Genomic DNA, 24,696 nt, shown 5'->3' on the forward strand with positions numbered 1-24,696 from the left:
TATGATCAAACTCCCAACAAGAGGAATTATTCTTATGAAAGCTGTGGCATATCAAAAAGCAGGTCCCCTTACATCGCCAGAGGCACTCGTTGATATTGAACTCGATACGCCAGTTGCACAGGGCCATGATCTACTTGTTCGTGTTCAGGCGATTTCTGTGAATCCGGTAGATACTAAAATCCGCAACAACGTAAACCCAGAGAATAATCAATGGAAAACTCTTGGATGGGATGCAGTAGGCGTCGTTGAAGCGATTGGAGGTCAAGTTTCACAATTTAAAGTCGGAGATGCAGTCTGGTATGCAGGCGCACTCAATCGCCAAGGCAGTAATAGTGAATTACAGTTGGTTGATGAACGTATTGTGGGTCATAAACCAAAAACTTTAGAAGCAACTGAAGCGGCAGCTCTCCCTTTAACGGCTATCACAGCATGGGAAATGTTATTTGATCGATTACAAGTACCAAAAGTTGCCCCAGAAAATACAACAATATTAGTGATTGGTGGAGCTGGTGGTGTAGGCTCAATTACAATTCAGCTGCTCAAACAGTTGACTAATCTGACGATTATTGCGACAGCTTCACGAACAGAAACCAAAGAATGGGTTAAGCAACTTGGCGCCGACTATGTATTAGATCATCGTCAACCTTTAACAGGACAAATCAAGCAATTAGGTTTAAACGCACCTTTATATGTGTTCTCGACCACTCAAACAGATCAACATTTATCAGATATCGTAGAGTTGATTGCACCACAAGGTCATTTTGGCTTAATTGATGATCCAGAACAGTTAGATATTAAGCCTTTTAAATCGAAGTCTGTATCGGTGCACTGGGAGTTTATGTTTACACGTTCAATGTTCCAGACTGAAGATATGGAAAAGCAAAGTGAACTATTAAATGAAGTCAGCAAACTGGTTGATGAAGGGAAAATCAAAACTACTGTTTCGCAAGTTTTAAGCCCCATTAATGCTAAAAACTTAAAACGAGTTCATCAGCAAATTGAAAGCGGTACAACAAAAGGGAAAATCGTATTACATCGTTTTTAAGCAAAATTTCTCAATATCCCCTAATAAAATGGCAAGTATTGAACTTGCCATTTTATTAATAGTGGGGAGGCTTATTGGTTAATGGATCAAAAGGTGCAATACCTTCCGATAAATCCGATGATTCCACACGTTGATAAAGAAATTGCATTTGTTTTTTTAAATCAGCTATTTCTTGAGTCTGAATAGCGAGTTGTTGATTTAATTGTTCAACTAAATCATCCAAAAATGTAATTCGCACTTGCAAATCTTCAATGGGTGCGGACAATGACGCTTGATCATCATGATATGGTGGTTTAGTCATTTAAATCCTCATTTGAGATTCTGGAAAACATTATGGCCTATATTACCCTAAGGGATGTCCAACTTGCTTTTGGCGGACCTGCCTTGCTCGATGGCGCGAACTTTAATCTAGAACGTGGCGAACGAGTCTGTTTAATTGGTCGTAATGGTGAAGGTAAGTCTACTTTACTTAAACTGATCGAGGGAAGCCTATTACCAGATTCTGGTGAAGTTTCCATTCAAAATGGTCTAACTGTTTCAATGTTAGCCCAAGACGTACCAATGGACTCTGGCAAAGTAGCCGACATTGTGGCAGATGGTGCAGGCGAAGCTTCTGAAGTACTCAGAGCTTATCATGAAGCGACCGATGCTTGTATGCTAGGAGATATGGAAGCCTGTGACCGTATGGGCAACCTTCAGCATAAGCTAGACCAACTAGACGGTTGGGCACTCGAAAATAAAGTAAATGCTCTTTTAAGTAAAATGGGTCTCGATCCAAATGCCGACTTGGCAGACCTGTCAGGTGGACGTAAACGCCGTGTTTTATTAGCTCGCGCTCTTTTGACACAACCAGATGTATTACTTCTAGACGAACCAACGAACCATTTAGATGTTGAAAGTATTGAATGGCTAGAAAAATTCTTACTAGATCAAAATAATTTAACGCTTCTGTTTATTTCGCATGACCGTTCTTTTGTAGATAGCATTGCAACTCGAATTGTGGAACTCGACCGCGGTATTCTGCGAGGTTATGAGGGCAATTATTCTCGCTATTTAGAGCTAAAAGCTCAGCAAATGGAAGCAGAAGAAAAACAGAATGCTTTATTTGATAAAAAATTAGCTGAAGAAGAAGCTTGGATTCGCCAAGGTATTAAAGCACGTCGTACCCGTAATGAAGGTCGTGTGCGCGCCTTAAAAGCGTTACGTGAAGAATCGAAAGCACGCCGCTCACAACAAGGCAAAGTGAGTATGGCAACCCAAGATGCAAATCGTTCAGGTAAATTAGTATTTGATATCGAACATTTAAGTGTCGCTTACGATAATAATTTACTGATCAAAGATTTCTCTACCCTTGTTATGCGTGGCGATCGTATTGGCTTGGTAGGTGATAACGGCGTTGGTAAAACGACGTTAATTAAAGCCATTTTAGGTGAAATCGAACATGGCGGTTCAGTTAAAACAGGTACACAGTTAGAAGTGGCCTATTTTGATCAGTTACGTAATGCCTTAGACCTTGAAAAAACCGTAATGGCAAACGTTTCAGAAGGCTCTGACTTTGTTGATGTGAATGGCAACCGTCGTCATATCTATAGCTATCTTCAAGACTTCTTATTTTCACCTGAACGTGCCCGTACTCCGGTAAAAGCCCTTTCTGGCGGTGAAAGAAATCGTATCTTATTGGCTAAATTGCTGCTTAAACCATCGAATCTGATCGTAATGGATGAGCCAACCAATGACTTGGATATGGTGACTCTAGAGCTTCTAGAAGAAATGTTGTCTGATTATAAAGGCACCTTGCTTCTCATTAGCCATGACCGTGCATTTATGGATAACGTAGTAACTTCTACGTGGGTATTTGATGGCAAAGGCAATATTGCAGAATACATCGGTGGCTACCAAGACTATTTGCAACAACGTCCAGATGACAAAGTAGTAGATCAGAAATCTGATGTAAAAAAAGCTCAGGCAAAAGCTGAAGCGGAAAAAGCTGCGGCCCAAAGTACCGTTAAAAAGGTAAAACTGAGTTATAAAGATCAGCGTGAACTTGAACAATTACCCGCTGAAATTGAAAACTTAGAAAAGGAGCAAGCAGAACTTTCTGAGAAACTTGCAGACGGTTCATGGTTTGTTAAAGATGCTGATGCAGCAACCAAAGCAAGCCAACGTCTTACAGAAATTGACGAGTTATTACTTGAGAAATTGGAACGTTGGGACGTGCTTGAACAAATGAGCAAAGGAAACTAATCCTCTTTCTTAAAAAATATAAAAAAAGCCTCCTTAAATTAAGGGGGCTTTTTTTATATTGCAAATAAAAGCTTTTTAAAACTCAAAATTTATAAAACACATTTTTATAATGGATTATATCTTCGCTATTTTTAGTATTTTAAAAATAGCCTTGTGCTTGAATATAAGACTTATAGAAATAATTATGTTATATCTAACCGTATAATAATATTGGAGTCTTTTCGCATGCTAGAGCTTTCTCAAATTTTGGCATTTGGACTAATTTGTTTGGCGATGGTACTCACTCCTGGCCCCAATATGATTTACCTTATTTCACGCTCAATTTGCCAAGGGAAAACCGCCGGATTTATCTCTTTAGGTGGCGTAGCTGTAGGCTTTATTTTTTATATGCTTTGCGCATCTTTTGGTATTACAGCGTTAATTGTAGCGGTTCCTTATGCTTACGACACTATTCGTATTGCTGGGGCAATTTATTTACTCTGGCTGGCATGGAAAGCACTCCGTCCAAACGCAGCTCCTATTTTTAATGTAAAAGATTTATCAGTAGATTCCCCTGCTAAACTCTTTTTAATGGGTTTTGCGACCAACTTGCTTAATCCCAAAATTGCTATTATGTATTTATCTTTACTGCCACAGTTTATTCATCCACAACAAGGCAGTATTTTGTGGCAATCAATTCAACTCGGTACGATTCAAATTTTTGTAAGCGTTTCAGTAAATGCGCTTATTGTACTTTCTGCGGGTAGCATTGCTCTTTTTCTACAACAAAAACCGCTTTGGGCAAATATACAACGCTGGCTTATGGGAACTGTACTCGCTGGACTTGCTGTTAAAATTCTTTTAGAAAATCGCCGATAACTCAATCTTCTTATTTCATCCTCTATTAACACTCAATTGAACAGTGTATTACGACGATAAATTCAGTTCGTGATACACTTTTGCCAGTTTTAACTTTTTGAAATCTTTATATCGTTATGAGCCAAAAGCAGCCTTATACGCCCGGTGAATTTCAATGGTCCTTTCTATTGCCTAAATATTGGGGTGTTTGGATTGCTATTGTCTTTTTAATGCTTTTGGCTATTTTACCTTGGGCCATACAATGGCGTCTGGCGCATGGCGTAGCTCATCTGGCTTGGAAATATCTAAAATCACGCCGTAAAACCACTATTCGTAATTTAGAAGTCTGCTTTCCTGAATGGTCTCACGATAAAGTTCAACAACAAGCTCAACAAGTTTTCGTCGATATGATGCTTGGGGTGTTTGAAACCTTAAATGCATGGTACAGCCCACGCTGGTTTAAAAACCGAGTTACGATTGAAGGCTTAGAGCACATTACCAATGCCCAAGCTCAAGGCAAAGGTGTTTTATTACTGGGGACACATAGTACGCTTCTTGATGCAGGTGGTTACGTATGCGCTCAATATTTCGAACCAGATGTTGTCTATCGTCCTCAAAATAACCCATTGCTCGATATGCTGATTTATCGTTGCCGTGGCACGATTTATAAAGCACAAATCGATCATGATGATATGCGTGGTTTAATTCGTCATCTTAAAGATGGCGATGCAATTTGGTACAGCCCCGATCAAGATTTTGGACTCAAACAAGGTGTTATGGCACCGTTTTTTGGTGTACCTGCAGCCACAGTAACAGCACACCGCCGCTTATTAAAAATATCAAAAGCAGTCGCCGTGCCTTTATATTTCTACCGCCATGGAGATATTAAAAATCCGAAATATCATGTTCTGATTGAACCTGCGGTCAATAATATGCCAAGTGAAGATGAAGTTGATGATGCAACACGCGTTAATAAGATTATTGAGAATCAGCTTCGTATTGCACCAACTCAATATATGTGGTTCCACCGTCGATTTAAGACACGTCCTGAGGGATATGAAGAGATCTATTAAGATAAAGCTGTAATGATTTTAAATTGATAGTAGGCACAACATTATTTATATGACTCGCGGAAACGTCATCCACAACCTGCCCAAAATCAGTGAAGATACTGTTTCTGCGATATAATTTGATATACACAAGCAGTGAACAGGTTTTGTGGATGAGAATGGTTTTGCCTACTTTTGCCAAAACAAAAGTAGGTCGAACCGAAGGTTAATCTCTAAATTTCGACTTCAAAATCGCAAGATCCCGCTTTGCTACAACCTACAGGCAAAAAATAATGAAAGTGATGCAACTTCTTCCAGAACTCAACAGCGGTGGCGTAGAACGCGGCACACTCGAAATTGCACGTGCGCTCGTTGCACAAGGCCACCAATCTTTAGTTGTTTCAAACGGTGGACGCTTGGTCTCACAGCTCGAAGCTGAAGGTTCTACTCACTTAACGCTACCAATTCATAAAAAATCACTTTCAAGCTTGTGGCAAATCCGTCCATTACGTCAGTTAATTGAACAGCATCAACCAGATATTGTTCATGTACGCTCACGTATACCTGCATGGCTGACTCACTTTGCCTTAAGAAAAATACCTGCGAACAAACGCCCTCACCTCATTAGCACAGTGCATGGCTTTTATTCAGTCAATCGTTATAGTGCGATTATGACGCAGGCCGAAAAAGTAATTGCTGTTTCAGACAGTGTGGTTAAATACATCACTGAACATTATAAAAACTGCCCTCCCCAAGATATTGTTCGAATTTATCGTGGAATTGACCCAGCCGCGTTTCCACATAATTATCAGCCATCAGCACAATGGTTTAATCAAGTTTTTAATGACTTTCCTGAACTCGAAAATAAGTTTTTACTTTGCTTACCTGGCCGTATTACACGTTTAAAAGGACATGAAAGTTTAATTGAACTGATGCAAAAACTAGGTGAACAATATCCTCAGCTACATGCTGTGGTTGTTGGTGGTGCCGATGCAAAAAAACAGGCCTATTTAAACGAGTTGCAAAGCACCATTCAAAGTAAAGGACTTGCAGATAAAATTACCTTCGTAGGCCATCGCTCAGATATTCGCGAATGGCTCGCTTTTAGCGATATTGTGCTCTCTCTATCCAATCAAGCAGAAACATTCGGTAGAACAGCATTAGAAGCGCTCTCAGTCGGTACTCCAGTCGTTGGCTGGAACCGTGGAGGTGTTGCCGAGATCTTATCTAATGTCTATCCTCAAGGTCTTGTTGAAGTAGGAAATGAAACGGCTCTACTGGAAACAGTGAGAAAGCATATTGAACAGCCTCAAGTCGTTGCCCCTGTTACTATGTTTAGCTTGAAAGACATGTGTGATCAAACACTGGCCTTATATGCATCTGTACTGTGAAGTAAGCCCATAAAAAAAACCCGCGATCAACGCGGGTTTTTATTACAACAATAAAAAGTCAGCTTTATTTAAGCGATGCTTCATAAGCTGCTGCTTTTTCATAGTCGTATTGTTTTTCCCATTTACTAATCACAAGTACTGCAAGTGCATTACCTACAACGTTCAACGCGGTACGTGCCATATCCATGATACGGTCAACACCAGCAATAAATGCCAAGCCTTCTACAGGAATACCAACACTACCTAATGTTGCTAATAACACAACAAACGATACGCCAGGAACACCTGCAATACCTTTAGAAGTAATCATTAAAGTTACAACTAAAATGACCTGTTGGCTAATTGACATTTCAATACCGTAAAGCTGTGCAATAAAGATTGCCGCGATACTTTGGTAAAGCGTAGAGCCATCAAGGTTAAATGAATAACCTGTTGGAATAACAAAACTAGAAATTGCTTTAGGCGCGCCATAAGCTTCCATTTTTTGCATAATACGCGGTAAAACTGTTTCAGAGCTTGCAGTTGAATATGCCAAAATTAATTCATCTTTCAAAATCTTAAACAAAGTAAAGATATTGATGCTGAACATTTTTGCAGTTAAACCAAGTACCACCAAGGCAAAGAACAAGATCGCGCCATATACCAACACGACTAACTTGCCTAAAGGAATAAGCGAAGCGAAACCGAAGTTTGCAACAGTTACTGCAATCAAACCAAACACACCCACTGGCGCATATTTCATGATGATGTGCGTTACACGGAACATAGTTTCCGATACAGCATGAAATACGTTTAATAATGGATCTTTAGTTGTTGCTGGTAATGAAGACAAACCAATACCAAATAACACAGCAAAGAAAATCACAGGTAACATTTCGCCATGCGCCATTGAACTAATAATGTTCGTTGGAATAAGCGATAATATTGTCTGCATGATGCCATGAGACTGTGACTGAACTTCTTCAGTTGTATGCTTATATTGAGAAATATCAGTTTGAACCAGTTGAGACATATCAATGCCTGAACCTGGATGGAAGATATTCGCTGCAACCAAGCCAACCAAAATAGCAATAGTGGTAATAATTTCAAAATAGAGAATGGTTTTAAAACCAAGTCGCCCTAAACTTTTCGTACTGCCAACACCTGCAATACCTAAAATTAAGGTAGAGAAAACGATTGGAATTACAATCATTTTAATCAGGCTAATGAAAATCTTACCAAGTGGCGTAAGAACATTAGTTACAATACTGTCTTTGATTTCAGGCTGGTTATGTAAAACAGCCCCGACAACTATCCCTAGGATTAAAGCAATTAAAATTTGCCAAGCAAGGCTAAATTTAAAATTCTTCATAAGACAATCCTTATGCACCGCAAAGTATCAAATATGAGAGGGAGAAGACCACTAACTAAGAGTGAAACCTCAATATGTACAGTAATTTCCAAACAGAAATTTAAATGTACAAACAAATCACAACTCGCCGATCCGGCGAGATAAACAACAATGCCTGTTGACGATCCAACATGTCAACGATCGGCACATTCTATTGAGATTTATTAATTAAACAAGTCCAATTTATATCTAAATAGATCAACGACTATATTTATTCATCAATAATCTATAAAAACAAAAACTTATCAGAAAAATTTTTTGTATCTTTTTTCATTGGAAATTGCTCAGATTTATATAAAAACGCATAGATGTTTACCTATTATTAAATAGATTTTAATATTAAGATTAGCTTAAAAATATTTCTTTTATTTACAATAAATTAATTAAGATATATAAAATATTAACCCGAGTTCTGCGTCCTGCAAAACTCGGGTAAATGAGGTTGTGCTTTCAGGTTGATCGTTATTCTTATTGTTTCCATTCCAGCATCTTATCCATGATGCTATTCCATATCAGCTTTATGTATCCTTACGTGGGATCGTCCATTCCCGTTTCCGTGTGCCGATGAATGTAGAATAAGGTTTTTATCACCCTCTGCCTATTCGCCCTAGACTCAAATCTTTGTACGATATTGCTTACATCAATTTTTATATTTTTTTTATTTATAAGGCTGCGCAATTTTATCAGTCACAATTTTTTCTTCTTTTTCAGCTTTCGCAATTCCTTCTTGTATGGCGCTTTGAGCCTCTTCTTCATCGCTTTGGGTTTGTTCCAATTCTTCTTGAAGATGTTCAAATATACGTCCAGACTGCAAAACAACATATACTGGAAAATGATCAGATCCAATATGTGGCAACCGTTTCATTTTAACCAAACCAAAATCGGTACTATGAAAAATATGGTCTAAAGACCAACGCAGCAATGGATAATCTGCATGAAAAGTATTAATAAAATGTCGACCAACCCGTGGATCAAGTAACCCACTAATCCTTTGAAATAAACGCGTAGTACGTGACCATGCTACATCGTTTAAATCTCCCATCACAATACAGCTTTCATCTAGATCTTTAATTTGATCACCCACAATTAAAAGTTCCGCATCCCGTAAAGTCGAATCTTTCGCCTCAGTTGGGCTCGGTGGCTTAGGATGCAAGCAATAGAGTTGAACTGGCATACCAGACCGTAAAGTCACAGTGGTATGAATAGAGGGAATTTCGTCACTTAAAATAAATTTAACTTCAGTGTCCGATAAAGGTAACCGGCTATATAAATGCATGCCGTATAAATTATCTAAAGGCACTGGAACGCGATAAGGATAATCTTCTTCAATTTCTTTTAAAGCGTTTTCCCACGTCTTATCACTTTCCAGTGTAAGTAGTAAATCTGGTTTTAATGTCTTGATCTGCTCAAGAAGTAAATGATATTTATCATTAGGGGTCAGAACATTCGATACAATTAATGAAATTTGCTTTTGTGGGTCTAATTGAGATGATTTTACCTGCTTAACCTGTTTTTTCCAGAACAAGGTATAAGGCAAAACCATTTTAAGCTGATAGGCGATGGCAGCGATAAGCACAGCAAGCAATATTTCACGCCACGCATTCCATTCACTGGGCCAAAACAACATACCAATAAAGGCTAATAAACCAATAAATAGAATCTGTAAACGTGGGAAGTCGGCACCGCGAAACCACCACTCATCACGAGGAATAAGTGACCAGAAACTTAACCAAATCACCAGACCAGCTAAAACTTCGATATAAATCATTGAATTTTCTCTTTTAAGATGATTTGATTTTTAAAGTTTTTGTCATCTTTATCAATTTTGTATGTAACATAAACAAGATATTCTACTCAATAAACATGGTGTTTTGTTTCTGTAACGCTTGCAGTTGTGGACACTTTTGATACACTCAACTCCCCCTAATAATTTTAACGCACCGAGGCAAAATGACATGAAAGTAGGTCTGGTCGGTTGGCGCGGGATGGTCGGTTCCGTCCTTATGCAACGTATGGTTGAAGAGAATGATTTTGCTCATATTGAGCCATTTTATTTCTCTACCAGTAATGCAGGTGGTGAAGCTCCTTCATTTGGTGGTAAGACTGCCCCAGCACTTATGGAAGCTACAGACATTAATAGTCTGAAGCAAATGGATGTCATTATTACCTGTCAAGGTGGTGACTATACGTCTGAAGTTTTCCCACAGTTAAAAGCAACTGGTTGGAATGGCTACTGGATTGATGCAGCCTCTACTTTACGTATGTCAGATGATGCAATCATCGTTCTTGACCCAGTAAACCTTAACGTCATCAAAGACGGTTTGGTGAACGGCACCAAAACTTTCGTAGGCGGCAACTGTACTGTATCGCTTATGTTGATGGGTGTAGGTTCACTTTTCCAAAACAATTTGGTGGAGTGGATGACTGCTATGACTTATCAAGCAGCATCAGGCGCTGGCGCACAAAACATGCGTGAGCTAATTACTGGTATGGGCTACTTATATAACAATACCAAAACATTGTTAGATGATCCTAAATCTGCAATTTTGGATATTGACCGACAAGTTGCCGAGCTACAACGTGGCGAAGGTTTCCCATCTGCTAACTTTGGCGTGCCATTAGCTGGATCGTTGATTCCGTACATTGATAAGCAACTTGAAAACGGTCAGTCAAAAGAAGAATGGAAAGGTCAGGTTGAAACCAACAAGATCTTGGGTAACTCACAAATTGTTCCTATCGATGGCCACTGTGTTCGTATTGGTGCAATGCGTTGTCACTCTCAAGCGTTGACGATCAAGTTGAAAAAAGATGTGCCACTTGATGAAATCGAAGATATGATTCGTACTTCTAACCAATGGGCGAAAGTTGTACCAAACACTCGTGAAGCGTCTATGACTGACCTTACACCTGTTGCTGTAACTGGTACATTAACTGTACCTGTTGGCCGTTTGCGTAAACTTAACATGGGTAAAGAATATTTAGGCGCATTCACAGTAGGTGATCAGTTACTTTGGGGTGCTGCTGAACCTTTACGTCGCATGTTACGCATCTTAGTAGAATACAAAAACTCATAATTTGATCTGAATTATTCACTCAAAATAAAAAGCCGATCACACTAGATCGGCTTTTTCGTAACTGGTTTGTGAAAATTTTACAATTTATTTACATTTCATTATTGTATAATTTTGAACGACTTTACGACTTATTAGGTCATGGATTGAGATGACTGTTTATAACAAATTAAAAATTGCCATTTTCACCATTATGTCTTCGCCTTCTATTTATGCGATTACATTAGACCCTATACAAATTCAGTCCGCTCCCGGAGATTTGTTATATGCAGAAATGAATTTCCAACAAGCTGACCCTAATGCCACTTTACAAGTCAGTTTAGCGACTCCTGAAGATTTAAGTGCTTTGGGTGTAACTCATCAGCCACCGGGAAATCTTAATTTTTACACCCGCCAAAATGGTCAAGGTTCTGGGGTTATTGTGATTACCTCGTCTCGCCCTGTTATTGATCCTGAACTCAATATTGTTGTAAAAATCAGTGAAGGTTCTGCAACGCGTTTGCAGCATATCAAAACTGTACTTAAGCCTTCTTCTATAAAAAAGACCGAAAATAACGAAAGTACTTTATCCCCTCAATTTATTGTCAATGAAAAGGATATTGCTTTAAATCTACCAGAAAGTACCCAATATGCTTCATCAACTTCAGCTACAACGATAACGAACTCGAATAGTGAGCACAGCCTTAATATTACCTCTGGGTCTGCTCCAGTAATAAATCCAAATTCATCTACCTCAGTTAGTGAAAACTCTTCGGTTCAAGTAACTCAACAAATTGCAACAAGCACTACTACTCCTGACCAGACACAAATTAAACCTGCTATCAACAAGTCAGATGCAAATAATCCGCCAAAAACGGGGGTTAAAAATTTAGCAGTACAAAAGAAATCTGTTCCATCCAAAAAGCTCAGTCAAACTACTGCAAAGAAACAAACCCTGAGCCCGCCAAAGGGATCAGTAACTTCAGGTAAATATGTAGTACAACACAATGAGTCTTTATGGAGCATCGCTAATCGTATTGCAGCGAAAACCAAACAGCCAGTTGCCAAAGTCATGCATGATATCCAACAACAAAACCAGCATGCTTTTATTCAAGGTGATGTAAACCGTTTACGTCAGGGAATCTCTCTAAAACTTACCCATACTCCTGTCGCAAAAACTCAGCAAAATAAATCAAAAGCAGAAATAACGCATGCTGCAAAATCACCTTCTGGCCAAGCTAAATACCGCTTGCAACAAGCAGAAATGAGCATCGTGGCTGAAAACAGCCAAAATTCTACGCATGGAAGTGCTAAAAAGAACACACAACAAAGTCAAAACAATACTGAGTTAGCAGTAAAAGTTATGACAAAAAGAGAAAAAACCGTTACATTACAAAGGAATGTAACCAAACTAAATCAAACTTTACGTTTAAAAGACCAACGTATTCAACTTTTGAATGCACGTTTGGCAGAGTTACAACAGCAGTTACAAGCACAGCAACACACTCACAAGCAAAAACATTAAGTTAAAACCAGAGTGAGCACGCTTTATATTGCAAATATTTATTTTTTAAGGGGAAAATAATGTTATATGTGATTCCGTTCATCATATTACTCGTGGTCGCTGTCATTTTAAAAAAACGTGAGAATAGCCAGAAACAAGAGGCCACTTCCCCGAAAACGGTAAATAGAAAAACCAATAAAAAAACGAACTCTAAATCGAGTAAAAACTCTCGAGAAAAAAGTAAAATAAATGTGGTAGAAGAAACACTTCCATCGACTCCACAAAGCAACCCTGTTCCAGAAGCTGTACGTCAAAAAATCCAACAGCTCATTCAAGAAAAGCAATATTCAGCTGCTGAAGCTCAAGTGAATCAGGCGTTAAAAAAAGATAATACACAACATGAACTTTATTTATTATTGCTTGAAGTTCATATTGCACAAAAAGATGAATTTGCTATAACCCAACTGATTAGTCATATTCGAAGTCTAGCACTCAATGAAATAGTGAATCAGGCGGAAGTCAGACAAAAAGAATATGAGTCATCAAGACAACCTGATGCCATCGATTTTCCTCAAGCTCAAACATACGAAGAACCAAAAAATACACCAGACACTACAGCTCAGTTTGACCAGTTAACAACAAGTTCTTCTGAAACTTCTTTTGATGACTTGCAGAAAGACTATACACCGATAAAACAAGAACCTGCTGTTGAAGTTAAACCTTTAGAATTTAACTTTTCACTCGAAAAAACTACTGCTACCGAAACTACCAGCCAACCTGTACATGAACCAGAAGTATCAACATCTCAGCAAGTACCAGAAGTATCGTCATCTCAAGAAACAAATGAGCTAGCTGATTTAGAGTTTTCTTTTGACTTGGCACCTCTGCATGAAACTAAGGAAAAAACTCAAGCATTAGAGGTAAAAGCAGATCAAGAGAATAGCGTCAATGCTTTAGATTTTAACCTTGACTTAAATCCTTCAAGTTCAGAGACGAAATTTGTTGAACAAGCTCCATCATTAGTTGAACTTACACTCGTAGAACAAGCTCCATTAGACTCAAATTCAATCACCTCTCTTGAATTTTCTTTAGATGAGCCTGCGTTAGTTATAGCACCAGAGATTGAAACTCAAAACCATGTAGATTTAGTAGGCGAAGTAATTACCCCAGATCAAACTAAAGATCCCCTTCTAGAAGCTTTTCCAGAATTAAAACAGTTAGATGAAAATGAACTTGATCTAAAACTAGCTGAGCAATACATCAAGTTAGGTGCTTACCCAGCAGCTCACGCCTTATTGGCAAGTAATGAGCAAAAATTCAACACAGAACAACAACAACGTGCGAAAAACCTACTTAATCACATAGCTTCTTAGAACTGTTCGATTTACCATAAGCAGTCAGAGATGACTGCTTTTTTATGCCTGCAAAAATATGAAAAAAATAGCCTTATTTTATATGGGTGGTACTTTTGGTTGCATCGGTGAACCTTTAGCTCCTATGCCTTATGACCAATTCTTACCTCAACTTAAAAAAGTGATTCCCCCCCACTTAACAGTTGACTGCTTTGCTGCGCCCAATATTGTTGATAGCAGTGCATGTACGGCACCTGACTGGTTACGTCTGATTCAACGTATACAACAACTACAACTTGAAGGTTACCAGCATTTCGTTGTTATTCATGGTACAGACACGCTCAGTTATGCGGCTGCAACCTTAGCCCGCTTTTTGGGCCAAAGCTGTCATATTGTGATTACTGGTAGCCAATATCCATTACTTAATATTCAAGGTGATAATACCCGTGAATTTACTGATGCAATTGAGAACTTATATCTTGCATTAGAACAAGTGATTGCCCTACCTGTAGGCGCTTATCTCGCATTCCACCATCAAGTATTCCATGCACAAACTGCATTAAAAACTCATACAACTGAACTTGATGCTTTTTCTGGTCTTAAAGCTGAGTTTGAGTTTACACCTCAGCAAAATGAATTGATTGTGCAAGATACGCAAATCGAGCGTGCAGCATCTTTTCAAATTTTGAATTGGATGATGCAACCTATTGCAACCGCTCAACTGGTTCAACAATTACGAAACTTGCTACCAGCTCCCCCTCAATTCTTAGTATTACAAGGTTTTGGTACAGGTAATATTGCAGTAAACCAAGAACTACTTGCCACATTAGATGAGCTCTATGCACATGGCTGCGTTCCGATTCTAACAACTCAGGTGACATTTGGTGGTATTGATCAGCGCTATGCAATTAGTGCATGGGCCAAAACTGCAAAAATTGTCATTAGTGATGCACATAGTCATGCAGATCTCTATGCAAAAGCGCTTCAAATCTATTTAAAATACTCAACCCCAGAACAGTGGCTCAGCCATTGGAACGAAAATTTGCATTAAATAGAGGTAAAACCATGCAACGTTATGCAGTCGGTATTGAATTTAGCGGAGTTCAATATCGAGGTTGGCAAACACAACAGCCAGGCGTTGCCAGCGTACAAGAAACTATTGAACGTGTGCTTAGCAAAGTCGCAAATGAACCCATAGCACTTCATGGTGCTGGTCGTACCGATGCAGGAGTACATGCAACCAATATGGTGGCACACTTCGACACGCACGCCATTCGTCCAGAAACAGGATGGTTAAGAGGGGCAAATAGCCAGCTACCTAAAGACATTTCCATTCAGTGGATTAAGCTGATGGATGAAAGTTTTCATGCCCGCTTTAAAGCGACTGCTCGACGTTACCGCTATGTTATATATAACACGCCTCATCGCCCTGCACTCTTGCATAAACAGGTTACTCACGTTTACCAAAAGTTAGACGTGAAAAAGATGATCGAAGCGGCAAGTAAATTTGAAGGCACTCATAACTTCGAAAGCTTCCGCGCAGCAGCTTGCCAATCAAATCAGCCTGTACGACATGTAAAACATTGCCGTTTATTTGAACATGGACGGTATTTGGTTTTAGATATTGAAGCAGATGGTTTTCTACACCATATGGTTCGCAACATTGTTGGATGTTTACTCGAAATTGGTCAAGGTATGTATGAAATTGATCATATCGATACAATGTTTGCTGCACAAGATCGTAAGGCGGCCGGAATAACTGCCCCACCCGACGGTCTTTATTTTATTCAGTGTAATTATCCTGAACAGTTTGATTTGCCACAGCCCCCGCTTGGGCCACATTGGCTAAACTTACCTGAGTAAGCTTAGCCAGCGCTCTATATTTCTACCGATGTTGTTTACGCTTACGGTACTCAACTGGCGTCTCATTCGTCCAACGCTTAAATGCACGATAGAACGTACTCGGTTCAGAGAAGCCTGTTAAATACACAATTCGTTCAACACTCTCATTGGTATTGGCCAAAAGTTTTTTAGCCAAACGGCAGCGATAATCTGACAAAATTTGCTGAAAACTGGTATTGGCTTCACTTAACTGAGTACGTAAGCGACGCGGGGTAATATTCAACTGAGCCGCAACCGTTTCCAAGGTTGTTTCTCCACTTTCCAGCGTTGAACCAATCGCACGGCGAACTTCACCCACTAAATCATAACGAGCCAGTTCTTGTAACTTTTCAATTGCAAGCTGCTCATGCAACTGCAATAACTCAGGCTCTGCTTGCCAAAGCTGAAAATCTAGAATAGCTGCATCAAAATATAAACGTGTCTCTTTTTGACCTAAACTGACCGGGCAGCCAAATACGCGGAAATATTCATCCTCAGAGGCCCCTTCGCTAAAATTGAAATCGATGAAGATCGGATGAAATTGCCCTTCGGTAATGAACTTAAAAAATCTCAATATGCCCGAAATTGCACATTCCGAGAAATGTCGATTAACAAGATTATCAGCACCAATCTGTTCGCCATTGGTTAAATAACAACGTCCTTCCTCAATGACGAGTTTTGCATCAAATGCATCACTAATCAGTCGTTGATATGCCAAAGCCCGTTTTAAGCCCTCGCCAAAGGTTTCACTACTAATAAATAGATGTTCAATGACCTGACCACGGTACAAAGGCAAATGCTCGCCTAAATGCAGACCGATATCTGGATCTTTACTGACTTCCTGAGCGGCAGTCCAAAAGGCGTACTGTGCACTTAACGGTGTACGTGCATTCGTATCAACCTGATTTAAAGCAACTCCCGCTTTGGTTAATATTTCTTCTGTTGGCAAACCCGCACGACGAATCGCTTGGTAGCCAAAGCGTAATACAACTGATGCATCTGTTAGCTGACCCACGCAGTGCCCTTCCATGTAGATACTTCACTGATATTTAGGGCTGTTGACCTTTACGCAATTAACAGTCCCTAATAACTATGATTTTAGATTAGCGTTGATTGACCAAACTGACAACAGAATTACTCTCCTTTTGTGAAAAAAATTACATCTTTTTTTATTAGTCATACTTTAACCAGATGCTTGAGTAGAAGCGTGTCTATCTTGTTTTTTTTAAAAAAATTGACTATAATTTGCGCCTTTCCAATTTGATCATCAGGTAGGCTATGGCCAATAAAGAGGAACTCATTGAGTTCGAAGGCGTTGTCACCGAAACGCTTCCTAATACGATGTTCCGTGTACGTCTTGAAAACGGTCACGAAGTTATTGCACACATTTCTGGTAAAATGCGTAAACATTATATTCGTATTCTTACTGGCGACAGTGTAAAAGTCGAAATGACTCCATATGACCTCACTAAAGGTCGTATTACGTACCGTGCTCGCTAATTAGTGAATGCAAAAAAGCCACTTCATGATGTGGCTTTTTTATTGCGTTGTTTATTCACTTAAGCGACTGGTTTTACATCCCACCGTTTGGCATTCACGCAATCTTTCTTGCAGCCAATGGTTTCTTTCTTGCGTTGTCTGTAAACGACATTGCACGTCTACGCTATTTCTATTTGAATCTGTACAATCTGCATCACGTTGACGTATCCATGCAAGCTGAGACTTCTTAAGAATATTTTTCTGCGTGGTATTCAACTTTACTCTCAATGCTTGATAATTCTTATTCAGATCTGCATCTGCACTCGCATAAATTTTATTTGTACAGTAAATATCATCGTAAGTATTTCGGGCACTATCACAGTTATCGGCATAGACGACAGTCATTCCTAAACTGCATAAAAATGCAAAAGCAATTTTTCTCATCGTATTTTCCCTTAGTTTTCTACAAAATTATTATTAGAACGGTTTGAGTTTAAATATAAGTCTAAAGGTAAGTTCACCTTTCATTTATCATAAACTTCCTTTTTTACTTTACAAGATTGTAAATACAACCTATTGTTCTTTAATAATAAATATAATTTTTTTATTGAGATAAAAATGAATATAGATACCCGATTACCCATTGGCCTACTCTGTTTAATCGTCATGAATATGAGCGCTTGTACTAGCCATCCACGCCAATCGGTAGATTTACAAGAATATTTAAAAAGCTTTCTAGGCAAATCCTCTGCAACCATTCAGCAAGATATCAATCTACGTAGTCTGGGTTTTCAAGTTTCTAGTGCCCCACAGCAAACATCTAATCAACTCATTTACACGATTTTGCGTCCATTAAACATTCCAATTCCGATGGTGACTAATGTCGACATGAGAGGGAATTCTGTCGCTATACAGTCAGGTAATCTGAGTGGCAATTCTTACGATGTGAATTTCAACTGCAAAGTTATTTTTCAGCTTAAGAATGATATTGCCGAGTCTATTCAATATGAAGGCAAAGCCTGTTAAAACATAGGCACAAAAAAACGCAGCGTTGAGCTGCGTTTTTTTATAAGAAGCTTTTAAGCAAGAGCAGCTACAACTGCTTCACCCATCTCGGCTGTACCAACTTTTGTCATGCCTTCAGACATAATATCTGCTGTACGCAAGCCTTGATCAAGCACTTGACCTACTGCATCTTCAATTGCTTTTGCAGCAGCTTCTTCACGGAAGGTATAACGAAGCATCATTGCAACAGAAAGAATTGTTGCTAATGGGTTGGCCACATTTTGACCCGCAATGTCAGGCGCCGAACCATGACAAGGCTCATACATACCTTTGCCATTTTCATCTAACGATGCAGATGGCAACATACCGATTGAACCTGTAAGCATTGCTGCTTCATCAGATAAAATATCGCCAAACAAGTTACCCGTTACGATCACGTCAAATTGTTTAGGCGCACGTACAAGTTGCATTGCAGCATTGTCGACATACATATGTGAAAGCTGAATGTTTGAATAACTTGCTTGCTGTAAATCAGTAACTGTTTGCTTCCAAAGTTCTGTAACTTCTAAAACGTTGGCTTTATCGACCGAACAAACTTTACCACCACGTAAACCTGCAAGTTCAAAAGCCACTTTCGCAATTCGCTTAATTTCGCTTTCAGAATAAACGTCTGTGTTATAGCCTTGTTTTTCACCGTTTTCGAGTTCACGAATACCACGTGGCTGACCGAAATAGATACCGCCAGTCAATTCACGAACAATTAAAATATCTAAGCCAGCAACAATTTCAGGTTTTAAGCTAGAAGCATCTGCTAATTGCGGATAAAGAATGGCTGGACGCAAGTTAGCGAACAAGTTGAGTTCACTACGAATTTTTAAAAGACCACGTTCAGGACGAATAGAGCGCTCAATGGTGTCCCATTTTGGTCCGCCTACCGCACCTAATAAAATTGCATCTGCTTTTTTTGCTTGTTCACTCGTTACAGCTGGATATGGTTCACCGTGTGCATCAATTGCAGCGCCGCCCAATAGGCCATGTTCCCAAGTCAACGATAAATTAAATTTTTCATTTACTGTATTTAATACTTTTTCTGCTGCCCCAACAATTTCAGGACCAATACCATCACCAGCTAAAATTAAAATCTGTTTAGACATGAACTTTTTCCATTTTCCAAAAACAAGCAGCGTTATGATTACCGCGGTGTTAGTTTTTTCTGTTCAAGGAACTCGCCTAGCCCTGTTGTTACATCAAATGGTCGACAAAAACGGCGAATTACACGCCCATCCTGATCTAAATCGACACATAATGGATCTGGTACAGAAACATTGAGCAAACTACCCGAACGGTTAGATTTGTCTCGGTACATTTTAAATGTATAGCGATGGTTGGCATTAAACTGGTGAATCACATGAAATGTTTCTGCCCGATCTGGAGAAATCGGATAGAAACGGATCACCACTTCATATTGTTTAGCAGGCACAGATAAATATAAACTGTTGGTCTGGCCAAGCACTGAACCGTGCAACCGTACAATTCCTTGATGAATTGCCTGATTACTAATTCGTCGTGTTTGCGCATCCACTACAGTAATATCATTTAGTCGTTCAAATTCACAACTCTTCGCGCCCGAACAATATATTGCTGCATTCTGCCCCAAATTTTCTTGTTCAGCCTGCTTAATACGGACAGTATCCACTACATTGTACGTGCTCTGACAAGCACTGAGTGTTATTGCGCACAGGCTCAACAAAAAGCTATGAGTAACGTTCCTCTTCATTGTTCAAGCCCAATCCTCATCTAGTGCATAATTTTAAGGTGTTTTTATGCTTTAGCATGTTAGCAAGAGTTTGAACACTACGCCATGGCTATGTTTAAAATGTACCAAAAGGTTAATTTAACTCTTGGAATACCCAAGGACGAACCTGTTTAGTTTTTTCTTCATAAGCACGAATTGCATCAGCATTTTGAAGAGTTAAACCAATATCATCCAAGCCATTTAACAAACAATGCTTGCGAAATGGGTCAACTTCAAATTTAAAAGCTTCCCCTGTTGGCGTACGTACTTCCTGAGCAGCTAAATCAATTGTTAATTGATATCCTTCATTTGCCGCACATTCTTTAAATAATTGATCAACAATTTCTTCTGACAAAATGACTGGTAACATGCCATTTTTAAAACAGTTATTAAAGAAAATATCAGCAAAGCTTGGTGCAATAACAGTACGGAAACCGTATTCATTTAATGCCCAAGGCGCATGCTCACGGCTTGAACCACAACCAAAGTTAGTACGAGCAATTAAAACATTTGCGCCTTGATAACGTGGCTGGTTCAAAACGAAATCCGGATTTTTAGGACGTACTGAATTATCTTGTCCCGGATAGCCTTCATCTAAATAACGAAGTTCATCAAATAAGTTATCGCCAAAACCAGTACGTTTGATTGATTTCAAAAACTGTTTTGGGATAATTAAATCTGTATCAACATTGGCACGATCTAATGGTGCAACGATACCTTGTTCAACTGTATAAGCTTTCATGGTTTGCTCCAGACCGAATTAAAATGAACGAACGTCAACAAAGTGACCTGCGATTGCAGCCGCTGCCGCCATTGCCGGGCTCACCAGATGAGTGCGACCACCATTGCCTTGACGACCTTCGAAGTTACGGTTAGACGTCGATGCACAGTGTTCGCCCGGTTGTAACTTATCTGCATTCATTGCTAAACACATTGAACAACCCGGTTCACGCCATTCAAAACCAGCTTCCAAGAAGATTTTATCCAATCCTTCTTTTTCTGCCTGTTGTTTCACTAAACCTGAACCCGGAACAATCATGGCTTGCTTAATGCTAGAGGCTACTTTACGACCTTTAACTACCTCAGCCGCAGCACGAATATCTTCAATACGAGAGTTAGTGCAAGAACCAATAAAGACACGGTCAAGTTGAATATCAGCTAATGCTTGACCTGCATTTAAGCCCATATATTGATAAGCACGCGTCCAGTCATTACGTTGAACGTCATCTTTCGCCTGTTCTAAAGTTGGTACAGCTTCTGTGACCGGAATAACCATCTCTGGTGAAGTTCCCCAAGACACTTGTGGCTCGATCTCTGCACCATTTAGCTCAACGACTGCATCAAACACTGCAGCTTCATCTGAATGCAAAGTGTTCCAGTAAGCAACTGCTTGTTCCCATTGCTCGCCTTTTGGTGCGTAGCTACGGCCTTTCACATATTCAATAGTTTTGTCATCAACAGCAACCATACCGACACGAGCACCCGCTTCAATCGCCATGTTACATACCGTCATACGCCCTTCAATCGACATATCACGGAAAACTTGACCACCAAACTCGATTGCATAGCCTGTGCCGCCAGCAGTACCAATTTTAGCAATGATTGCCAAAACAACATCTTTTGGTGTTACACCTTTGCCTAATACGCCATCTACACGTACTAACATGTTTTTAGATTTTTTCTGGATCAAACATTGTGTTGCTAACACATGTTCAACTTCAGATGTCCCAATACCATGCGCCAAGCAACCGAAAGCACCGTGAGTAGCTGTATGTGAATCACCACATACGACTGTCATGCCCGGTAAAGTTAAGCCCTGTTCAGGCCCAACCACATGCACAATACCCTGACGGATATCATTAATACTGAATTCAACAATATTAAAGGCTTTACAGTTGTCATCTAAGGTTTGAACTTGAATACGAGATGTATCATCTTCAATACCTGCGATACCTTGGTCACGTTCTTTTTTAGACGTTGGAACGTTATGGTCCGGTGTAGCAACGTTTGCACTTAAGCGCCATGGTTGACGACCTGCAAGTTGCAAACCTTCAAATGCTTGTGGACTGGTCACTTCATGCAATAAATGACGGTCAATATAAAGTAAACATGAGCCATCATCACGCTGTGAAACAACGTGGTCATCCCACAATTTGTCATATAAAGTTTTGCCTGCCATGTCGTCTTGCTCCATTGGACTGGGTAATTCTAATCTTTCTTCGATTATAGCCAGAGTTTCACATAAATCTAATTTATCATTTTTATAAATTAGAAAACTTTTTGGAATAAATTATAATTCCTTTGAGGTACCACAAATTTAATAAATCGCTTTTGTTAATGATTATCATTTGCATAATCAATTTTTAATCTTATACTCTCATCTCTATACTAAAAATATCTAAAGTGGCTAAAGAGAATGATCATGGCTAATATTCAAAAATTCGTTATAAATAATCAACGTACCTTAAAGAAAACCTTCAGCTATTACATTATGCATATTAGTGTAGCAATGATAGTTGCATACTTTGTAACAGGTAATATATGGATGGCTTTAACCTTAAGTATGCTTGAACCAACCGTACAAGCTTTTGCTTTTTTCTTCCATGAAAAAGTATGGGCTGCTAAAGATCGCCGCGTATCAGCCTTAGCCGAAAAAGAAACAACGGCTTAGGCTAAGATTAGGGCGGTAATTCACAACTTTCTCACTCGTTTTGCTGCAAGCATGATACGATTTTGGCTTGGCAACTTTAGCCTCTCGATTTTTCTATTCCAAGTTGAGTTGTATTATGAATCTTGCAGCCTTTGAAGCTTTTGTAAAAGTTATGGAAACAGGGTCTATCTCTGTGGCTGCAGATCAATTATTTATTACTCAGCCGGCTGTTACCAAGCGAATTCACAGCTTAGAAGAATATTTTGGTGTAAAACTATTTGAGTCCGCAGGCCGCGGTGTTCAGGCCACTCATGCTGCTCATTCATTATTACCAAAAGTTAAAAACTGGCTCAATGAACTTGGGGACATCCATCATACCCTCAGCCATGAACAAACTCAGATACAAGGTCGTTTAAAAATTGGGACCAGTCATCACATTGGCTTGCACCATCTACCCGCCCCCCTTAAACACTTTGTTCAGCAATTTCCACAGGTTACTTTAGATGTGCATTTTGTTGACTCAGAGCAAGCACATGAAAAAGTGCTGGCTGGTGATTTAGAGTTAGCATTTTTAACACTTCCCCCTTCAGGTGATGAGCGCCTTAACTACATTACTATCTGGAATGATCCTTTAGTTTTTGTTGCTGCCCCATTTCATCCATTGGCACAAAAAAAGAATCTCAGCTTACAAGACCTCATTGAATACCCAAGCTTGTTACCCGCTGCACAAACTTACACTGCTCAAATCACTTTAGCCGAGTTTGAAAAACAAGGGCTTAAACCAAAAATCACCATGAGTAATAACCCTCTTGAGTCTATTCGCATGTTGGTGTCGATTGGTTTAGGTTGGTCAGTTTTACCAAAAACTCTGCTAAATCAAGATATGCAGCAACTTGATTTAGATGTAGAAATGAATCGTCAATTAGGCATGGTATGGCATCCCGCACGTACTCAATCTAGAGCTATGCAAGAACTCATTAAAATGATGCAGGAATAATTCTATTAATGGTTATATTTTTTAAAAAGAATATAAATCAGAACAGCAAAAGGCAGCAGTAAAAATAATATGCCCCAACCAAAGAAAATCGCGGCAACAACAATGCCGATCAAAGTACCTGAAAATAATAGAAAAACAATGTAAATAAAGAGTTCACCAAGGAGCGTGATGAAACCGTCAATTAGCTGCCCAACAAATTCTTCAAGAAGATTGCCGCTTCGGGTCTTCTTTTCTTCAGCCTCATTCTGATTATCCATCATATCCTCACTCATCATCACGACCGAGTTAAATCGCCCTTACTCTCAATGCAGCAAAAGCGATTCAAATATTGAGAAATATCATGCCTGCGAAATTGACCAGTCCTGAATCTCCCAATTATTTTCTTGAGCCAGTTTTTCAAGACGATCATCAGGATTTACTGCAATCGCATGAGTTGCATATTCAAGTAAAAAACGATCGTTGATTGAATCTGAATAAGCCCAAGATTCAGACACGCTACGACCTTCTAGCCACCCATCTAGACGTGCAAGTTTGCCTTTTTGATAACATGCTAAACCAGCAACTTTACCTGTATATTTTCCATCAGCAACTTCAGCATTAGTTGCCAAAATTTCTGTAATACCAAATTCACGGAAAATTGGCGCAGTAATAAAATCGCTTGTCGCTGTAATACCGACAATTGTATGACCTAAATCTTGATGTTTTTTGATCGCATCAAAACCTTTTGGACGCATTTGTGGACGAATCACTTTTTGCATGAACAACTGGTGAAGTTCAGTTAAGTAATTATTGTCATGCTTTGTTAAAAACCCAAAGACAAATTCGTTATAAGCATATGGGTCAAGTTGTCCTGCTTTGTAATCTTCATAAAATTTATCATTCATCTGACGATGATGAACCGGATCAACCAAACCTTCATTGACTAAAAATTCACCCCACGAGTGGTCTGAATCGGTATTTAACAAGGTATGGTCTAAATCAAACAACGCCAGTTTCATGAAAATTCTCGTTTAAACTGAAATTTAAG

The 24,696-nt window shown here is 39.2% G+C and carries 25 protein-coding genes; 14 read left to right on the top strand and 11 right to left on the bottom strand.

Annotated features, from left to right (window positions below):
* Positions 1 to 34: 34 nt before the first annotated feature.
* Positions 35 to 1,045 carry a zinc-binding alcohol dehydrogenase family protein gene (locus OD757_RS13685; protein WP_263032212.1) on the top strand — a complete coding sequence of 337 codons (1,011 nt, stop codon included), beginning with the start codon at positions 35 to 37 and terminating at the stop codon, positions 1,043 to 1,045.
* Between the two features lie 55 nt (positions 1,046 to 1,100).
* Here OD757_RS13685 and OD757_RS13690 read toward each other — a convergent pair whose 3' ends face one another.
* Positions 1,101 to 1,346 carry a SlyX family protein gene (locus OD757_RS13690; protein WP_009392991.1) on the bottom strand — a complete coding sequence of 82 codons (246 nt, stop codon included), beginning with the start codon at positions 1,344 to 1,346 and terminating at the stop codon, positions 1,101 to 1,103.
* Positions 1,347 to 1,378: 32 nt separating this feature from the next.
* On the opposite strand from OD757_RS13690, the gene abc-f reads away from it, so the two are divergent.
* The 4 genes from abc-f to OD757_RS13710 all read left to right on the top strand — a co-directional run bounded on the left by abc-f (position 1,379) and on the right by OD757_RS13710 (position 6,566).
* A complete protein-coding gene (abc-f, locus tag OD757_RS13695) occupies positions 1,379 to 3,289 on the top strand; it encodes a ribosomal protection-like ABC-F family protein (protein ID WP_263032213.1) in 1,911 nt (636 codons plus the stop codon).
* A gap of 225 nt (positions 3,290 to 3,514) precedes the next feature.
* The gene (locus OD757_RS13700) at positions 3,515 to 4,147 is read left to right on the top strand and encodes a LysE family translocator (RefSeq protein ID WP_004794830.1); all 633 of its coding nucleotides are present in this window, start codon (positions 3,515 to 3,517) and stop codon (positions 4,145 to 4,147) included.
* Between the two features lie 116 nt (positions 4,148 to 4,263).
* Positions 4,264 to 5,199: a lauroyl acyltransferase gene (locus tag OD757_RS13705; RefSeq protein ID WP_263032214.1), complete on the top strand. Its 936-nt coding sequence runs from the start codon at positions 4,264 to 4,266 to the stop codon at positions 5,197 to 5,199.
* Between the two features lie 269 nt (positions 5,200 to 5,468).
* Positions 5,469 to 6,566 carry a glycosyltransferase family 4 protein gene (locus OD757_RS13710; protein ID WP_263032215.1) on the top strand — a complete coding sequence of 366 codons (1,098 nt, stop codon included), beginning with the start codon at positions 5,469 to 5,471 and terminating at the stop codon, positions 6,564 to 6,566.
* A gap of 64 nt (positions 6,567 to 6,630) precedes the next feature.
* Here the strand turns inward: OD757_RS13710 and gltP are convergent, their stop codons facing one another.
* Both gltP and OD757_RS13720 read right to left on the bottom strand, forming a co-directional pair.
* Positions 6,631 to 7,917 carry a glutamate/aspartate:proton symporter GltP gene (gene gltP / locus OD757_RS13715; protein ID WP_004794835.1) on the bottom strand — a complete coding sequence of 429 codons (1,287 nt, stop codon included), beginning with the start codon at positions 7,915 to 7,917 and terminating at the stop codon, positions 6,631 to 6,633.
* A gap of 697 nt (positions 7,918 to 8,614) precedes the next feature.
* Positions 8,615 to 9,724, bottom strand: a complete 1,110-nt coding sequence (locus OD757_RS13720; protein ID WP_263032216.1) for an endonuclease/exonuclease/phosphatase family protein — start codon at positions 9,722 to 9,724, stop codon at positions 8,615 to 8,617.
* Positions 9,725 to 9,911: 187 nt separating this feature from the next.
* Here OD757_RS13720 and asd point away from each other — a divergent pair, with 187 nt between their 5' ends.
* From asd to truA, 5 genes are all read left to right on the top strand, one after another.
* On the top strand, positions 9,912 to 11,030 hold the full coding sequence (gene asd / locus OD757_RS13725; RefSeq protein WP_009393070.1) for an aspartate-semialdehyde dehydrogenase: 1,119 nt from the start codon (positions 9,912 to 9,914) through the stop codon (positions 11,028 to 11,030).
* Between the two features lie 148 nt (positions 11,031 to 11,178).
* Positions 11,179 to 12,531, top strand: a complete 1,353-nt coding sequence (locus OD757_RS13730) for a FimV family protein (protein WP_263032217.1) — start codon at positions 11,179 to 11,181, stop codon at positions 12,529 to 12,531.
* 59 nt (positions 12,532 to 12,590) lie between these two features.
* Complete coding sequence (locus OD757_RS13735; protein WP_263032218.1) at positions 12,591 to 13,883, top strand: hypothetical protein; 1,293 nt, start codon at positions 12,591 to 12,593, stop codon at positions 13,881 to 13,883.
* 58 nt (positions 13,884 to 13,941) lie between these two features.
* Positions 13,942 to 14,913: an asparaginase gene (locus OD757_RS13740; protein ID WP_263032219.1), complete on the top strand. Its 972-nt coding sequence runs from the start codon at positions 13,942 to 13,944 to the stop codon at positions 14,911 to 14,913.
* 14 nt (positions 14,914 to 14,927) lie between these two features.
* Positions 14,928 to 15,725 carry a tRNA pseudouridine(38-40) synthase TruA gene (truA, locus tag OD757_RS13745; protein ID WP_009393235.1) on the top strand — a complete coding sequence of 266 codons (798 nt, stop codon included), beginning with the start codon at positions 14,928 to 14,930 and terminating at the stop codon, positions 15,723 to 15,725.
* A 22-nt stretch (positions 15,726 to 15,747) separates the two neighbouring features.
* Here the strand turns inward: truA and OD757_RS13750 are convergent, their stop codons facing one another.
* The gene (locus OD757_RS13750) at positions 15,748 to 16,758 is read right to left on the bottom strand and encodes an AraC family transcriptional regulator (RefSeq protein ID WP_009393102.1); all 1,011 of its coding nucleotides are present in this window, start codon (positions 16,756 to 16,758) and stop codon (positions 15,748 to 15,750) included.
* Between the two features lie 263 nt (positions 16,759 to 17,021).
* Between OD757_RS13750 and infA the strand changes: the two genes are divergently transcribed.
* On the top strand, positions 17,022 to 17,243 hold the full coding sequence (infA, locus tag OD757_RS13755) for a translation initiation factor IF-1 (protein ID WP_001284370.1): 222 nt from the start codon (positions 17,022 to 17,024) through the stop codon (positions 17,241 to 17,243).
* A 51-nt stretch (positions 17,244 to 17,294) separates the two neighbouring features.
* Here infA and OD757_RS13760 read toward each other — a convergent pair whose 3' ends face one another.
* Positions 17,295 to 17,666 carry a lysozyme inhibitor LprI family protein gene (locus tag OD757_RS13760; protein WP_263032220.1) on the bottom strand — a complete coding sequence of 124 codons (372 nt, stop codon included), beginning with the start codon at positions 17,664 to 17,666 and terminating at the stop codon, positions 17,295 to 17,297.
* Positions 17,667 to 17,840: 174 nt separating this feature from the next.
* Between OD757_RS13760 and OD757_RS13765 the strand changes: the two genes are divergently transcribed.
* Entirely contained in the window at positions 17,841 to 18,248 is a 408-nt protein-coding gene (locus OD757_RS13765; RefSeq protein ID WP_263032221.1) for a hypothetical protein, read from the top strand.
* Between the two features lie 53 nt (positions 18,249 to 18,301).
* On the opposite strand, the gene leuB is transcribed toward OD757_RS13765, so the two are convergent.
* The 4 genes from leuB to leuC all read right to left on the bottom strand — a co-directional run bounded on the left by leuB (position 18,302) and on the right by leuC (position 22,201).
* Complete coding sequence (gene leuB / locus OD757_RS13770) at positions 18,302 to 19,381, bottom strand: 3-isopropylmalate dehydrogenase (RefSeq protein WP_151964032.1); 1,080 nt, start codon at positions 19,379 to 19,381, stop codon at positions 18,302 to 18,304.
* Between the two features lie 38 nt (positions 19,382 to 19,419).
* The gene (locus OD757_RS13775; RefSeq protein WP_005302052.1) at positions 19,420 to 20,004 is read right to left on the bottom strand and encodes a hypothetical protein; all 585 of its coding nucleotides are present in this window, start codon (positions 20,002 to 20,004) and stop codon (positions 19,420 to 19,422) included.
* Between the two features lie 112 nt (positions 20,005 to 20,116).
* Complete coding sequence (leuD, locus tag OD757_RS13780) at positions 20,117 to 20,764, bottom strand: 3-isopropylmalate dehydratase small subunit (RefSeq protein ID WP_003654711.1); 648 nt, start codon at positions 20,762 to 20,764, stop codon at positions 20,117 to 20,119.
* A gap of 18 nt (positions 20,765 to 20,782) precedes the next feature.
* Positions 20,783 to 22,201 (bottom strand): 3-isopropylmalate dehydratase large subunit, encoded by a 1,419-nt coding sequence (gene leuC, locus OD757_RS13785; RefSeq protein WP_263032222.1) that lies wholly within the window; start codon positions 22,199 to 22,201, stop codon positions 20,783 to 20,785.
* 237 nt (positions 22,202 to 22,438) lie between these two features.
* Here leuC and OD757_RS13790 point away from each other — a divergent pair, with 237 nt between their 5' ends.
* Positions 22,439 to 22,693: a DUF2061 domain-containing protein gene (locus OD757_RS13790; protein WP_171056858.1), complete on the top strand. Its 255-nt coding sequence runs from the start codon at positions 22,439 to 22,441 to the stop codon at positions 22,691 to 22,693.
* Positions 22,694 to 22,808: 115 nt separating this feature from the next.
* Complete coding sequence (locus tag OD757_RS13795; protein ID WP_009393236.1) at positions 22,809 to 23,669, top strand: LysR family transcriptional regulator; 861 nt, start codon at positions 22,809 to 22,811, stop codon at positions 23,667 to 23,669.
* A 5-nt stretch (positions 23,670 to 23,674) separates the two neighbouring features.
* Here OD757_RS13795 and OD757_RS13800 read toward each other — a convergent pair whose 3' ends face one another.
* On the bottom strand, positions 23,675 to 23,926 hold the full coding sequence (locus OD757_RS13800) for a hypothetical protein (RefSeq protein ID WP_263032295.1): 252 nt from the start codon (positions 23,924 to 23,926) through the stop codon (positions 23,675 to 23,677).
* 81 nt (positions 23,927 to 24,007) lie between these two features.
* Positions 24,008 to 24,667, bottom strand: coding sequence for an HAD family hydrolase (locus OD757_RS13805; RefSeq protein ID WP_263032223.1), 660 nt, complete (start codon positions 24,665 to 24,667; stop codon positions 24,008 to 24,010).
* Positions 24,668 to 24,696 lie beyond the last annotated feature (29 nt).

Origin of the sequence: Acinetobacter sp. AYS6, from assembly GCF_025630795.1 — a bacterium.
In the GTDB taxonomy this organism is placed as follows: Bacteria; Pseudomonadota; Gammaproteobacteria; order Pseudomonadales; family Moraxellaceae; genus Acinetobacter.